Origin of the sequence: Serpentinicella sp. ANB-PHB4, from assembly GCF_031432315.1 — a bacterium.
Classification (GTDB): Bacteria; Bacillota; Clostridia; order Peptostreptococcales; family Natronincolaceae; genus Serpentinicella.
On sequence record NZ_JAVKGO010000001.1, the window covers coordinates 259711 to 275339 of the forward strand.

Annotated in this window: 16 protein-coding genes; 15 read left to right on the plus strand and 1 reads right to left on the minus strand. The window is 30.9% G+C overall.

Annotation, left to right across the window (positions count from 1 at the left end; translation table 11 throughout):
- Nucleotides 1-79 precede the first annotated feature (79 nt).
- The 9 genes from recA (at nt 80) to RH915_RS01425 (ending at nt 8933) form a co-directional block, all read left to right on the plus strand.
- Nucleotides 80-1117 (plus strand): recombinase RecA, encoded by a 1038-nt coding sequence (recA, locus tag RH915_RS01385; protein ID WP_310477464.1) that lies wholly within the window; start codon nt 80-82, stop codon nt 1115-1117.
- A gap of 205 nt (nt 1118-1322) precedes the next feature.
- On the plus strand, nt 1323-2864 hold the full coding sequence (rny, locus tag RH915_RS01390) for a ribonuclease Y (RefSeq protein WP_310477742.1): 1542 nt from the start codon (nt 1323-1325) through the stop codon (nt 2862-2864).
- Nucleotides 2865-3019: 155 nt separating this feature from the next.
- A complete protein-coding gene (locus tag RH915_RS01395) occupies nt 3020-3280 on the plus strand; it encodes a stage V sporulation protein S (RefSeq protein ID WP_310477466.1) in 261 nt (86 codons plus the stop codon).
- A 159-nt stretch (nt 3281-3439) separates the two neighbouring features.
- A complete protein-coding gene (locus tag RH915_RS01400) occupies nt 3440-4258 on the plus strand; it encodes a PHP domain-containing protein (protein WP_310477467.1) in 819 nt (272 codons plus the stop codon).
- A 101-nt stretch (nt 4259-4359) separates the two neighbouring features.
- Nucleotides 4360-5562 (plus strand): pyridoxal phosphate-dependent aminotransferase, encoded by a 1203-nt coding sequence (locus tag RH915_RS01405; RefSeq protein ID WP_331618240.1) that lies wholly within the window; start codon nt 4360-4362, stop codon nt 5560-5562.
- Between the two features lie 175 nt (nt 5563-5737).
- A complete protein-coding gene (locus RH915_RS01410; RefSeq protein WP_310477468.1) occupies nt 5738-6442 on the plus strand; it encodes a pseudouridine synthase in 705 nt (234 codons plus the stop codon).
- Between the two features lie 15 nt (nt 6443-6457).
- On the plus strand, nt 6458-6904 hold the full coding sequence (locus RH915_RS01415) for a GNAT family N-acetyltransferase (protein ID WP_310477469.1): 447 nt from the start codon (nt 6458-6460) through the stop codon (nt 6902-6904).
- 12 nt (nt 6905-6916) lie between these two features.
- Nucleotides 6917-7483 (plus strand): tRNA (mnm(5)s(2)U34)-methyltransferase, encoded by a 567-nt coding sequence (locus RH915_RS01420; RefSeq protein ID WP_310477470.1) that lies wholly within the window; start codon nt 6917-6919, stop codon nt 7481-7483.
- Nucleotides 7484-7535: 52 nt separating this feature from the next.
- On the plus strand, nt 7536-8933 hold the full coding sequence (locus RH915_RS01425) for an oxaloacetate decarboxylase subunit alpha (RefSeq protein WP_310477471.1): 1398 nt from the start codon (nt 7536-7538) through the stop codon (nt 8931-8933).
- Between the two features lie 28 nt (nt 8934-8961).
- Here RH915_RS01425 and RH915_RS01430 read toward each other — a convergent pair whose 3' ends face one another.
- Entirely contained in the window at nt 8962-9603 is a 642-nt protein-coding gene (locus tag RH915_RS01430; RefSeq protein WP_310477472.1) for a hypothetical protein, read from the minus strand.
- Nucleotides 9604-9687: 84 nt separating this feature from the next.
- Here RH915_RS01430 and surE point away from each other — a divergent pair, with 84 nt between their 5' ends.
- The 6 genes from surE (at nt 9688) to miaB (ending at nt 15429) form a co-directional block, all read left to right on the plus strand.
- On the plus strand, nt 9688-10461 hold the full coding sequence (gene surE / locus RH915_RS01435) for a 5'/3'-nucleotidase SurE (RefSeq protein ID WP_310477473.1): 774 nt from the start codon (nt 9688-9690) through the stop codon (nt 10459-10461).
- Between the two features lie 64 nt (nt 10462-10525).
- Nucleotides 10526-11395 carry a MurR/RpiR family transcriptional regulator gene (locus RH915_RS01440; protein ID WP_310477474.1) on the plus strand — a complete coding sequence of 290 codons (870 nt, stop codon included), beginning with the start codon at nt 10526-10528 and terminating at the stop codon, nt 11393-11395.
- Nucleotides 11396-11410: 15 nt separating this feature from the next.
- The gene (locus RH915_RS01445) at nt 11411-12022 is read left to right on the plus strand and encodes a histidine phosphatase family protein (RefSeq protein ID WP_310477475.1); all 612 of its coding nucleotides are present in this window, start codon (nt 11411-11413) and stop codon (nt 12020-12022) included.
- Nucleotides 12023-12029: 7 nt separating this feature from the next.
- A complete protein-coding gene (locus tag RH915_RS01450) occupies nt 12030-13280 on the plus strand; it encodes an NAD(P)/FAD-dependent oxidoreductase (protein ID WP_310477476.1) in 1251 nt (416 codons plus the stop codon).
- 36 nt (nt 13281-13316) lie between these two features.
- Entirely contained in the window at nt 13317-14012 is a 696-nt protein-coding gene (gene cmk, locus RH915_RS01455; protein ID WP_310477477.1) for a (d)CMP kinase, read from the plus strand.
- Nucleotides 13996-15429, plus strand: coding sequence for a tRNA (N6-isopentenyl adenosine(37)-C2)-methylthiotransferase MiaB (gene miaB, locus RH915_RS01460; RefSeq protein WP_331618241.1), 1434 nt, complete (start codon nt 13996-13998; stop codon nt 15427-15429). Before cmk ends, miaB begins: the two co-directional genes overlap by 17 nt.
- The last annotated feature ends 200 nt before the right edge of the window (nt 15430-15629 follow it).

Here is a 15629-nt window from a genome sequence, read left to right on the forward strand (position 1 = left end):
TGAGGTAGAAATATAATATAATCAAACAGAACATACGTTCGACTAGAAAGGTAGGTGAACCAGAAATTTTCTGGTACTCATGGAAAAGAAAAAAGCATTAGAAATTGCAATTAATCAAATTGAAAAACAATTTGGCAAAGGTTCGATTATGAAATTAGGTGAAGAAAGTAAACTTAACTTAGAGAGCATTCCCACAGGGTCAATAGACTTAAATATTGCCTTAGGTATTGGTGGGGTCCCAAGAGGAAGAATAGTAGAAGTTTACGGACCAGAATCTTCTGGAAAAACAACAATAGCACTACATATAATAGCAGAAGCTCAAAAAAAGGGCGGACACGCTGCTTTTGTTGACGCAGAACATGCACTAGATCCTGTATATGCTAGAAAACTTGGAGTTGATATTGATAATTTAGTGGTTTCACAGCCGGATACAGGGGAACAAAGTTTAGAAATTGTTGAAGCACTTGTACGAAGTGGCGCCGTTGACGTAGTTGTTGTTGACTCTGTTGCTGCTTTAGTACCAAAAGCTGAAATTGAAGGAGAAATGGGCGACAGTCATGTGGGCCTACAAGCAAGACTTATGTCCCAAGCACTAAGAAAACTTGCTGGTGCTGTTAATAAATCTAGAACAACATGTATTTTTATAAATCAGCTTCGTGAAAAAGTCGGAATTATGTTTGGTAGTCCTGAAACTACACCAGGGGGACGTGCCTTAAAGTTTTACTCTTCAATAAGGCTTGATGTAAGAAAAATTGACATTATAAAAAATGGCAATGAAATTATGGGTAACAGAACTAGAGTAAAAGTAGTAAAAAATAAAGTAGCACCTCCCTTTAGACAATCTGAATTTGACATTATGTACGGAGAAGGGATTTCAAGAGAAGGGGATGTACTTGATGTAGCAACTGGACTTGAAATTGTAAAAAAATCAGGGGCTTGGTACAGTTATAATGGCAATAAATTAGGCCAAGGTAGAGAAAATTCTAAACAGTTTTTAAAAGACAATGAAGATTTGTTTATAGAAATTGAAAATGAAATAAGAAAACACTATAATCTTCCTTTAAACGAAGTAAAATCTAGCACTACAAAAAATAAAGATAAAGAAGTAACTGCCTAGACACAAAGAACAGGATAGCAATTATCCTGTTCTTTGTGTCTTTTTAACATACATAATATTGCTTGACACTTGATTCAAAAAGATATAAAATGAAAAAGACAAACCATTATATGGTGATTTTTAAAAGAAAGTTAAAGATGAAATTACATTATTAATCAAAAGTAAGATTCTGTAATTTGAAAACTTAATAAGGAGGTGTCCACATATCGAAAATTTTCTAAAAATACTAGTTGCACTAGTCGCAGCTTTAGTAGGATGCCTTATCGGCTATTTTATTCGAAAAAACATTGCGGAAGGTAAAATTAATAGTGCAGAGGAAATAGCAAAAAAATTAGTTGAAGAAGCAGAAAAAGATGCTGAAACTACTAAAAAAGAAATACTATTAGAAGCCAAAGAAGAAGTGCATAGGCTACGCAATGAGTTTGAACGAGAAAGCAGAGAAAGGCGAAATGAACAACAAAGAGTTGAAAGAAGATTAATCCAAAAAGAAGAATCATTGGATAGAAAATCTGAAGTTTTGGAACAAAAAGATGATAAACTAACTAAAAAATTAAAAGACCTAGAAGAGAGACAAGCAGATATTGAAGCCATTTACGAAAAAGAAACTTTAAAGCTTGAAGAGATATCTGGATTAAGTTGTGAAGAAGCGAAAGATATTATATTAAATAAGATTCAAAAAGAAGTTACTCATGAATCAGCAATGATGATCAAAGATATTGAATCTAAAGCGAAAGAAACTGCTGAGAAAAAAGCTAGAGAAATAATTGCTTATTCAATACAAAGATGTGCTGCCGATCACGTTGCAGAAACAACCGTAACGGTAGTTCAACTTCCTAATGATGAAATGAAGGGAAGAATCATAGGACGAGAAGGACGAAATATTCGTACCCTTGAGACATTAACAGGAATAGATCTTATAATTGATGACACTCCTGAAGCTGTAATACTATCAGGATTTGATCCAATACGTCGAGAAACTGCTAGAATTGCTCTAGAAAAGTTAATTGTCGATGGAAGAATCCATCCTGCAAGAATTGAAGAAATGGTCGATAAAGCTAAACGTGAAGTAGAGACCATTATAAAAGAAGAAGGGGAACAAGCTACCTTTGAAACAGGTGTACATGGCTTACACCCTGAGTTAGTTAAGTTACTTGGAAGATTAAAATATAGAACAAGCTATGGTCAAAATATGCTTAAACACTCTATGGAAGTAGCTTACTTAGCTGGAATAATGGCCTCCGAGTTAGGTGTAGATGTTAAAATTGCTAAACGAGCAGGTTTATTACATGACATTGGCAAAGCAATTGATCATGAAGTCGAAGGAACACATGTTGAAATTGGCATGGAGCTTTTAAGAAAATATAGAGAGTCTAAAGAAGTTATACATGCAATGTCTACCCACCATGGTGACTATGAGCCTCAAACTGTTGAAGCAGTATTAGTTACAGCCGCGGATGCAATTTCAGCAGCAAGACCTGGTGCTCGTAGAGAAACTTTAGAATCCTATATAAAACGATTAGAAAAACTTGAGGAAATAGCAAATAGTTACGAAGGTATAGAAAAGTCTTATGCTATTCAAGCTGGTAGAGAAATTAGAATACTTGTAAAACCTGAAGTTTATAATGACGATGAAACAGTTCTGTTAGCAAGGGATATGACTAAGCGCATAGAAAGTGATTTAGAATATCCGGGTCAAATTAAAATAAATATTATAAGAGAGACTCGTGCTATTGAATATGCAAAATAATAAAAGAAACAAAGAGTTTATGTATATATAACATAACTTTTTGTTTCTTTTTATTTTGTAAAATTTTAAATAATTAATGAAGGTATTTTTTCAAAAAGGTAGAATATAAAATTTAAGGTGATTTTAAAAATGAAAATACTTGGGGGGCTAATATAATGGAAGTACTAAAAGTATCGTCAAAATCAAATCCTAATTCTGTAGCAGGCGCTTTAGCCGGTGTATTAAGAGAAAACGGTGGAGTCGAAATTCAAGCCATAGGCGCTGGGGCTCTAAATCAAGCAGTGAAAGCAGTAGCTATTGCTAGAGGCTTTGTTGCACCAAGTGGTCTAGATTTAATTTGTATCCCAGCCTTCACAGACGTTACCATAGATGGTGAGAATAGAACGGCTATTAAACTAATAATAGAACCAAGGTAACTTTTAAAAAATCTGCTGATGAGGCAGATTTTTTTATATAGTAAGATAGGTAAGATAGGTCACTTTTTTTATTATATAGCTACTACTTTATAAAATTGAACTTTTATAGGATAATATTAAATAGCATATACTAATTGAATAAAGGAGGTTAAAATTAATATGGACCTTATCGATATGCACACCCATACAACATCATCTGATGGCTCATTATCTTCTAAATCCCTTATTGATTATGCAATAAAAAAAGGATTACAGGGGCTTTCGATTACTGATCATGATACGGTTGAAGGTTTGCCGGATGCAGTTGCCTATGCGAAAAAGTTTGAAAATTTCACATTTATTCCTGGCATTGAGCTAAGTACAGAATATAAGTCCGAGGAAATACATATTTTAGGTTATAATATAGACTTTAAGTCAAATAGTCTTATAACACTTTTAGATAAAATAAAGTTTCATAGGGAAAGTCGTGCAGAAAAAATAATAAACAAACTGAATAGTATTGGTATGGATATATCTTATGAGGAAGTGAGTAAATATGCTAAAGGAGTAATAGGCCGTCCACATATTGCACAAGTATTAATAGAAAAAAATTATGTAGAAACATTTGATGAAGCCTTTAGACTATATCTTAATATAAATGCACCAGCATATGTGCCCAGATATAAAATTACACCAAAGGAAGCAGTTGATGTAATAAGGCTGGCTGGAGGCTACGCTGTTTTAGCACATCCAGGCTTAATAAATAATAGGGATATAACTCAAGAAATTATTTCTTGCAAAATCAATGGATTAGAGGTTTTTTATCCCACACATACAGAAGATGATATATCAGACTTTCTTAAAATCTCTAACAAACACAATCTGATAACTACAGGGGGATCAGACTTTCACCGAATACCTGATAAAACAAGCAAACGTGCTGATTTAGGAACAAGTTCAGTGCCTGTAAAATTAATAGAAAATATGATTAGCGTTTAGATACATAATATTATATTGTTTTTAAAAAAAAGGATATATAAATTTATTGGAGAATATTAATCTTTTAGTAGTAAAAATCAATTGAAAAGTGGAGGTTAAGTATGGACATAAAATTATCTAATAAAAATCTAGGTCTTACGCCATCTGTAACTTTATCTATCGATGCAAAAGCTAAGGAAATGAAGGCTAAGGGAATAAATGTAATCGGATTTGGGGTAGGTGAACCTGACTTTAATACACCTGATAATATTAGATTAAAAGCAATAAATGCTATAGAGAATAAAAATTTAGGATATACACCTGCTTCTGGTTTACCAGAATTAAAAGAAGTAATTTGTAAAAAGTTAAAAAAAGATAATAATTTAGATTATGAAAAAGAAAATATTATCGTTTCAAATGGAGCGAAACATTCATTATATAATGTATTTCAAGCTATTTGTAATCCAGGTGATGAAGTAATTATTCCAACACCATATTGGGTAAGCTATCCGGAACTAGTAAAAATGGCTGATGCAACACCTGTTTATATAGAATGCTCTGAGGAAAATTCATTTAAAATGGATACCGAAGTGCTTAAAGAATCGATCACAAAAAATACGAAAGCTATTATTTTAAATAGCCCTTCTAATCCTACTGGATCAGTTTATACAAAAAATGAACTTGAAGAAATAGCAGAAATTGCCGTAGAAAATAATATATTAGTAGTTTCAGATGAAATTTATGAAAAATTAATTTATGATAATTTTGAACATGTAAGTATTGCAAGCTTAAACGATGAAATAAAAGACTTAACCATCGTTGTTAATGGAATGTCGAAAGCATATGCTATGACAGGCTGGAGAATAGGTTATACAGCTTCAAATAAATCAATTGCTAAGGTTATGTCAAATATACAGAGTCATTCAACATCAAATCCAAATACGATTGCTCAATACGCAAGTATCGAAGGAATTCAGGGAAGTCAACAGTTTATCGAAGAAATGCGTTTATCCTTTGATGAAAGAAGAAAATATATGGTTGATAGAATTAATAATATTGAAGGGTTGTCTTGTATTGTACCTAAGGGTGCATTTTACATCATGATGAATATCACTGAATTTATTGGTAAAGAGATAAAAGGAAAATTAATCATGAACTCTGTTGATTTTTCAGAATTACTTCTTGAAAAAGCTAATGTTGCAATTGTACCGGGAAAAGCTTTTGGTTCTGACAACTTCATGCGTATATCATATGCCAACTCAATGGAAAATATAAAAGAAGGATTAACAAGAATAGAAGCTTTTTTACAAGAAAAAACTGAGTAGAGACAGGTTTAAGCAATGAGGAAATTGTATAGATTTTCAATTATAAAATTATACAATTTCCTCAAGTAATAAAGTTCAGAACAAAGATTAATTACTTTCACTTGATAAAAAAATGAGAAGGTATTTCTTGTGAAAATCAAAAAGCTATATTATTTAAAAGAACCGAGGTGAACTGATGCGACTACAAAAATTTCTTGCAGCCTGTGGAGTAGCATCTAGACGAAAAAGTGAAGAGTTAATCAAAGATGGTTTTATAAAAGTAAATAATACGGTTATAAAAGAAATGGGCCATAAAATTGATCCTAATAAAGACATTGTTACTTACCAAAACAAAAGGGTAACTATTTCAGAAAAAAAAATCTATATACTTTTAAATAAACCAACTGGGTATGTAACGACAGTTTCTGATCAATTTAATCGTGATAAAGTAACCGACCTAGTGCAAATTAATAAAAGAATTCATCCTATAGGAAGGTTAGATTATAACACTTCTGGATTGTTATTACTAACTGATGACGGAGAATTAACATATAAACTAACCCACCCAAAACATAAAGTAGAAAAAGTATACATTGCTAAAATAAAAGGCACACCATCGAAAGATAATATAAATAAATTTCAAAAAGGGCTTGAAATTGATAATTATAAAACACAACCAGCGTATTTTGAAATTTTAAATTCCCAATCTGATATGAGTACTGTTAAGATTATTATAACAGAGGGCAGAAATAGACAAGTAAGAAAGATGTGTCAGGCCATAGGGCATCCTGTAATTAGTTTACAAAGGATTGCAGTAGGCAAACTTAATATTGGTAATTTAGAACTAGGTAAGTGGAGATTTCTTACAGAAAAAGAAATTAATTATTTGAAAAAACTATAAAAAAGGTAGGTTTGTATGATTACGATTAAAGAGTTAGAGGCTAATTCAATTGCAAATCTAATAGAATTTATTAATAAAAATAGAGGTGAAATAAAGACTGATTCTAGTCATAATATTAAATTTATGACAGTATATGATGGTAAAAGTATCATCGGTTACTCAAAATTAAACTTACACGCAGATTCAATAGCAATTATTGAAGATATATTTATCTCCGAAGGATTTAGGAATAAAGGATTAGGAGATGCGCTTTTTAAAGCGTCTCTACATTACTTAGAATATAATCAAATTGAGAATGTGGCTATAAAGGCCTGTACTGAAATGACTCAATTTTATCTTAATAGAGGGGCTAAACATGTAAAAGAAGCATTAACTATAAATAATCAACTTCCTATTGATCATATAGATGCTTATTTATTTTGTGATCCCAAAGTAATACGACAACAAAATTGTTGTCGATAGAAAGGGGTAAAAATGTCAACATTAAGAGCAACAAAATTTGTACAAAGGATATTATCAGACAAGCTAGCAAAAGAGTGTAATGCAATAGATGCAACTATGGGTAATGGTTATGACACCTTATTTTTAGCAAATTCTATTGGAACTTCAGGAAAATTGTTTTCTTTTGACATTCAGGAAACAGCACTTATTAACACAAAAAACTTGTTAGATCAGCATGGGTTTGAAAAAAAGGATAACTTGTTTTTAATAAATGATAGTCATGCTAATATCTTAAAATACGTTAACGAACCAATTGATGTAGCAATGTTTAACTTTGGTTATTTGCCTGGAGGTAACCATGAAATTGTAACAAAACCCCAATCAAGTATAACTGCACTTAAGTCAGTTATGCAGTTACTTAAAAAGAAAGGTATTATTTCATTAATTATTTATTATGGGCATATCGGAGGAGAAATTGAGAAAAATAAAATTATAGACTTCATTAATACATTAAACTATAATGAATTTTCAGTTTTACATTGTAGTTATCTAAATCAAGATAATAATCCACCTATTATTATCTTGATTGAAAAAAAGTGAAGATTATAAGTAGTTGCCTATAAAAATGTTACTATCATAGAGGGGTTTTTATATGAAAAAACTTAAGGTTACCGAAACAGTTTTACGTGATGCCCATCAGTCGTTATTAGCAACAAGAATGAGAACTTCTGAAATGCTCCCTATACTTGAAACTTTAGATGAAATAGGATATCATTCCTTGGAAGTATGGGGTGGTGCAACATTTGATGCTTGCTTAAGATTTTTAAATGAGGATCCATGGGAAAGATTGCGTATAATACGCAAGAAAGTGAAAAATACAAAACTACAAATGCTATTAAGAGGACAAAATATTTTAGGTTATAAACATTTTTCAGATGACGTAGTAAGAGAATTTGTAAAAAAATCTATTCACAATGGGATAGATATAATTAGAATATTTGATGCTTTAAATGATATAAGAAATCTAGAAACAGCTTTTGATGAAACGATTAAACAGGGTGGTCATGCACAAGGTGCGATTTCCTATACGATTAGTCCTGTTCATAATTTAAATCATTATATTAAAAAAGCAAAAGAAATGGAGAATTTAGGTGTACACTCAATCTGCATCAAAGATATGGCGGGTATATTAACACCCTATGTTGCATTTGACTTAATTAGTGCGATAAAGAGTGAAGTTAAGGTGCCCATACAATTACACACACATTATACTAGTGGTATAGCATCTATGACTTATATTAAGGCAATAGAAGCTGGTATAGATATTGTTGATGTAGCCATATCTCCCTTAGCTTTAGGTACATCTCAGCCGGCTACTGAATCTTTAGTAGCTGCGTTAAAGGATACCCCATATGATACAGGATTAGATTTAACAGCTTTAAATCAAGTTACTGAATATTTTAGGCCTTTAAGAGATAAATACTTAGATGAAGGACTAATTGATCCTAAAGTACTGGGAGTAGACGCTAAAACACTGGTATACCAAGTGCCAGGTGGTATGCTGTCAAATCTTATTAATCAATTAAAGGAACAAAATAAACTTGACAAGTTTGAAGAAGTGTTAGATGAAATCCCTAGAGTAAGAAAGGACTTAGGTTTTCCACCACTAGTAACACCGACAAGTCAGATTGTTGGAACACAAGCAGTACTTAATGTAATAACTGGTGAAAGATACAAAATGTCTTCAAAAGAAGTAAAAGATATTGTACGAGGACAATATGGTAAAACGGAAGTACCAATAAATGAAGCTATTAAAAAACAAATAATTGGAGATCAGGAGGTAATTACCTGTAGACCGGCTGATCTAATCGAACCACAGTTAGACTATCTGCGAGAACAGATAAAAGAGTATATTGAACAGGATGAAGATATATTATCATATGCTTTATTTCCACAAGTTGCGAACGCTTTCTTTAAAAAACGTTGGGCAAAGAAATACAAAATTGAGACAACTTTATATAATGAAAAAAATAAAATTCACCCAATATAAATATAGCTCCTTTAAATGTAGGAGCTATTCAAATACAATTATTATGCAAGTATATTTTATTTAGCTTATTACTTGTATACATTTTAACAGTTACTGTAGAATTATAAGGGATTGGTTGATTACATTTTAAACACAGTAGGTTTTTACTTTTAACAACTTCATAGTTAAATGCAACTTCAAGATTACTATATTTTTTCCAGCTTTTCCAACCCTCTTTACATAACTTGCTACGTGTTTTGTAATCCGCATAGACCCACTTTAAAATTCTGTGAAAATGAAATGGATATTTAGTATAGGTTATAAAACTAGAGGGCAAACCTAGCTTTATGGCATAATCTTCAAAAGACTTCTCGATAATACTTTGTAATGGTTCTTTAATTTCTGTACTAAAGTAATTATAGTTATTTTTATCAAACCATAGTTTAAGTTTATCGAACATATAACCTCTACAAACCTCTATTCGTTCATCCTTTGTAACGCCCATTTTCTTAAAAATATTTTCTATTATTTTAGTAACGTAATCTATATATACTTTTTTTTCAAAGTTTTCACCACTGTATAATTTAAGTGGTATTATTTCATACTCATATTCTTTAGTCTCAACTCTGAGAACTCCAATAATTGTTCCACCTAATAAACTACCGCTTCCTGCATCGTCTATTTGAATCAAAATATCACCTCACACTAATATTATGTATTATTATAAAATTAAAAATACAAATTAAAATACATTTAAATCTAAGGAGGAAAAAACATGAGAATATTAATAAGTAATGATGACGGAATTTTTTCTCAAGGAATACACGTTTTAGCCAAAATGTTAAATGAAATTGCAGAAGTAATCGTTATTGCACCAGATGCTGAAAGAAGTGCTACGGGTCATGCAATAACCATGCATCAACCACTTAGAGTAAAAAAAGTTGATTTTTTTAATTCGGATATAGAAGCTTACGCTGTAAATGGTACACCAGCTGATTGCATTAAATTAGGTGTACAAGCAATACTAAAGGATAGAAATGTGGATTTAGTTGTATCTGGCATTAACAATGGGCCTAACTTAGGAACAGATGTTATATATTCAGGGACTGTTTCTGCTGCTGTAGAAGCTGCAATATTAGAAATCCCTTCTATAGCTGTTTCCATGGGAAGCAGAAATATATCGACTTATAATGACGCAGCGGGATTTATAAAAAAAATTTCCAGTGACATACTTAATAGTAAAGAAATCCTTCAAGAAACAATTATTAATGTGAACTATCCTACATGTCCTCTTAATGAAATTTCAGGAGTAAAGATAACTACTCTAGGGATTACAAAATACGATAATAGCTTTAGTGAAAGAAAAGATCCTAGGGGTAATTCATACTATTGGATGTGTGGCGATGTTATTGAAATGGAGCAAGATAAGGAAAGCGATATACTAGCCCTAAAAGATAATTATATTTCTGTATCTCCCATACATTTTGACTTAACAAACTATAAAACATTTGAAAAATTACGTAGCTTAGGGTTAGAAAAATATCAGTAGATTTGAAATACTATTAATGATATAATTTTTTAAGTAGTTTATTATGAAAAATAGGATGATAATTATGAGTGATGATAGAAAAGATTTATTAGTTTATATACAAAAGAAAATTCCTAGCTTAAGTAAAAGTCATAGATTAATTGCAAATTATATACTCGAACATTATGATAAAGCAGCTTTTTTAACTGCATCTAAACTTGCCATTAATGTTCACGTTAGTGAAGCGACTGTTGTTAGATTTGCAAATGCCCTTGGATTTGAAGGATATCCAGATTTACAAAAAGAATTACGAGAACTAGTAAAGACCAAGTTAACAACGGTTCAAAGAGTCGAGATGTCTCCTGACTATTCGACTCACTCTAAAACATTAAAGAAAGTTTTAAAATCAGATATTGAAAATATTCGTTTAACATTAGAAAATATAGACCATGAAACTTTTCAAAATATAGTTAATGAGATTCTTAATGCAAAAAAAATATATATAGTTGGCCTAAGAAGTTCTTCTGCTTTAGCTGAATATTTAGGCTTCTATTTAAATTTAATTTTAGATAATGTAGTTTTTGTTAGGTATGGTATAAGCGATATGTTCGAACAAATAATGAGGATTTCTGAAGAAGATCTTCTTATAGGAATAAGCTATCCAAGGTATGCCAATAGAACGATAGAATTAATGAATTATGCACAAGAACAAGGTGTTAAAATTATAGGTTTAACAGATAGTACTTCATCTCCAATATATAATTTGGCTGATTATGCTTTAATTGCGGGAAGTAATATGGCTTCTTTTGTTGACTCATTAGTTGCGCCATTAAGTTTAATCAACGCGTTAATTGTATCTGTAGGGATGTGTGAAAAAGAAGAAATAACTAACTATTTTAATAAATTAGAGACCATATGGGACCGTTATAATGTTTATAATTCTAAAAAGAGATAAATAGGGAAGATAATTATGAAAAAAGTTTTTTTGGTAAGACATGGACAAACTGTTTGGAATTCTTTGGGAATAACCCAAGGTAAAAAAGACTCTAGTTTATCTGAGCAAGGAATTTATGAGGTTAAAGAACTTACTAAAGTTTTGAGTAGGGGTAATATTGATATTATTTATACAAGTAGCCTTGGACGAGCAAAGCAAACTGCAAATATAATTTCAAGTGGGATTAATATTCCGATAACTGAACAAGAGGGTGAAGGTTTAAAAGAATTTGATTATGGATTATGGGAAGGAAAAACATTAGATGAAATTAAAGCTAAGTATCCTGATCAGCTAAGTTTATGGCTGACCGACCCTGAAAACGCGAAAATTCCTTATGGTGAGAATATTTTAAACGCTCAAGATAGAATTTATAAAACAATTCTTAATATAGCCAGCTCTAATAAGTCAAAAAATGTTTTAATTGTTAGCCATAGTACGATGATGAAATTGTTTTTTATAAAATTATTAAATATGAATCTTAATAGTATGATAAAGCTTAAGCTGAGTAATTGCTCTATTAGTACTATGATTTTTGTAAATAACCAACTTATACTTCAAAAATTTAATGAAAATGTTCACAGGAGATAGTTACATAATGATTAATCGTAGAATTGTGATTATTGGTGCTGGACCAGCAGGTATATTAGCATCAATAATAGCTAGTAAGAATAATAACCAGGTCATATTATTAGAAAAGAATAGAGAAATCGGAAAAAAACTTTCCATAACCGGCGGTGGAAGGTGTAATATTACAAACAATTGTGATATTGATACCTTTATAAAGAATACTGTTAGTAATTCTCGTTTTTTATATTCTAGCTTTAATACTTTTGACAATCAAGACTTAATGAATTTTTTAGAAGGTAATGGATTAAATTTAAAGGTAGAGGAACTTGGAAGAGTGTTTCCTGCCTCAAACGCCTCTTCAGAGGTTATTGATTTCTTTTTAGAATTGATCCAAAAAGAAAGAATTGATTTAAGACTTAACACACAGGTAAAAGGTATAAAGGCAGATAAGGAAGCAGTTTATTCTGTGATCCTAAGTGATAATAGTGAAATAAAAGCAGATAGTATTATTTGTACAACTGGAGGAATGTCCTATCCGAATACCGGAAGTACTGGTGATGGCTATAATATTGTAGAAAAACTTGGCCATAAGATTGTAGATATAAAACCGGCACTAAGTCCTATAGAAATTGATGAAGAATGGGCTAAATCGCTTATGGGTTTATCCTTAACTAATATAGCTGTTACGTGCAAAATTAAAATAAAGAATAAGGTGAAAAAGAGCATTCATAAAGGATCAATTATTTTTACTCATTATGGTGTCTCTGGGCCAGTAATTCTTGAGATATCTTCAAAGATTAACCGTTATATTTTAGATGATAAATATGAGATAACGTTTTTTCTTGATTTTTTACCGGATATTTCTGATTCACAATTTGAATTAGATTTTAAGCACTATACTTCTCAAAAAGAGGTTACTACCTCTATTTTGCAATTTTTAAATAGATATATGCCCAAAAATCTAAGTAGAAAATTATTAGATATTTTAAAAATTGATAGGAGTACAAGCATTCAGACAATATCAAAAAATGAATTAAGCCAACTAATCGACATAATGAAGCGTTCAAAAATGACACCAATTAGACTTAGAGGAATTAAAGAAGCTATTGTAACCTCAGGAGGTGTTTCTACAAAAGAAATAGATCCTAAAACAATGGAGTCAAAGTTAATAAAAGGATTGTACTTTGCAGGTGAAATAATTGACGTTGATGCGTTAAGTGGTGGGTTTAATTTACAAATAGCCTTTTCTACAGGGTATGTGGCTGGTAGCAATGCATAAATTAAATGGCAGTGATAATAAGGAGTGAAAGATAATATGAAACACGTTCAAATTGCTATAGATGGACCTGCAGGTGCTGGAAAAAGTACTATTGCAAAAAAATTAGCGCTTAAACTAGAGATTTTGTATATTGACACAGGTGCAATGTATAGAGCATTAACATATAAAGTTTTAAAAAATGGTTTGTCAATTCACGATGATCAATCAATAGTTGAGATGGCAACTACAACAGAAATCAATTTTAATGGCGGAGATATTTGTTTAGATGGCGAGAATGTTTCCATACCGGTTAGGAGCCAAGATGTAACTAAATCTGTATCATTCATTGCACAAATACCTGAAGTTAGAGAAATATTAGTGGAAATGCAAAGAAATATTGCTGCTAATAATCATGTAGTAATGGATGGTAGAGATATTGGGTCTAATGTTTTACCTAATGCAGATTTTAAATTTTTTGTTACAGCTACAGTTGCTGAGCGGGCGAAAAGAAGATATCTTGAATTAAAGACTAAAAATACTGAAGTAACACTTGATCAAATTGAAAATGATATTAAACTTAGAGATAAAATGGATAGTGAAAGAACTGCTTCACCCCTTATTAAAGCGGAAGATGCTATTACTATTGATACAACATCAAAAGGAATTAACGAGGTAGTTGAGTTAATACTTAACTCACTTAAATTATGCATTTGCCATATTAACGGAGGGAATTTAATTGAAGAGAGAGCATAAATACGAGATAGATTCACATGATATTCAAAAACAACAAGAGTATATAGAAGCCCTTAATCAAAAAAACATAGAACACTTACACTTAACCGGACAACCTAAAAATGCTATGATCGTTACTTATGGTTGTCAAATGAATGAACATGACTCTGAGAAGTTATGGGCTATGTTAAAACAAATGAATTATAATGAAACAAAAAATAAAGAAGATGCAAATATAGTTATTTTTAACACTTGTTGTGTGAGAGAAAATGCAGAGTTAAAAGTATATGGAAATCTAGGTGCATTAAAAAATTTAAAGAAGAAAAATGAAGATTTAATTATTGCTGTTTGTGGTTGCATGATGCAGCAAACAGAAATAGTGGATGCTATAAAGAAAAAATACCCTTTTGTTGACCTTGTTTTTGGAACACATAATCTACATAGATTCCCAGAACTACTTGCTAACTGCAAGCAATCAAATAATATGCTTGTTGAAGTTTGGGAAAATGAAGGTGAAATTATTGAAGGAATCCCGTCTCAAAGAAAGCATGACTTAAAAGCTTTTGTAAACATTATGTATGGATGTAATAACTTCTGTACTTATTGTATTGTGCCTTATACACGAGGACGAGAAAGAAGTAGAGACCTTAAAGATATTGTTAAAGAAGCTGAAACATTAATTGATAATGGAACAAAAGAAATTACGTTATTAGGACAAAACGTAAACTCATATAGAAGTACCAATCAAAATGAAATAGATTTTGCTGATTTATTATTAGAACTAAATAAGGTTGAAGGATTAGATAGAATTAGATTTATGACATCCCATCCTAAAGATCTTTCTGATAAATTAATTGAAGCAGTAGCAACGGGAGATAAATTATGTGAACATATTCATTTACCCTTTCAAGCAGGTAGTAATAAAATACTAAAAGAAATGAATAGAAGTTATACTAAAGAAAGTTATTTAGACCTGGTATCTAGAATAAAAAATCGAATACCTTCTGTCTCACTTACAACTGATATAATTGTTGGATTTCCTGGAGAAACCGAAGAAGATTTTGAAGATACATTAGATATTGTAAAAAAAGTTAGATTTGATTCTGCATTTACTTTCCTATATTCAACTAGAAAAGGCACACCAGCTGCAAATATGGAAAATCATGTAGACGAAAAAGTTAAGCACGAACGATTTAATAGACTTCTAGAAGTTATAAATAATATTAGTGCGGAGATAAATAAAAGTTACGAAAATAAAGTTGTTGAAGTGCTAGTGGAAGGTAAAAGCAAAACTGATTCAAGTAAATTAATGGGAAGAACACGTCAAAATAAACTTGTTAATTTTGAGGGGGATATAAGCTACATTGGTAGCTTAGTAGATGTTGAAATCATAGAAGCTAAAACATTTTCATTAAATGGAAGGTTGATAAAAAAATAGAATGCTTAGCATTCTTTTTTTTATTAACTGAGGAAATTGCATAATTACATTATTGAAGGTTTTCATAGAATAAATATACAAAATGTTACCTGAGGTCACGCCTTATTTGTTGACTTGGATCATTGAATTTACAGCCAAAAATCAAATTGACAAATTCGAAGCAGGGGAAGGTATATTTTTTATATTTATTCGTCTAAATT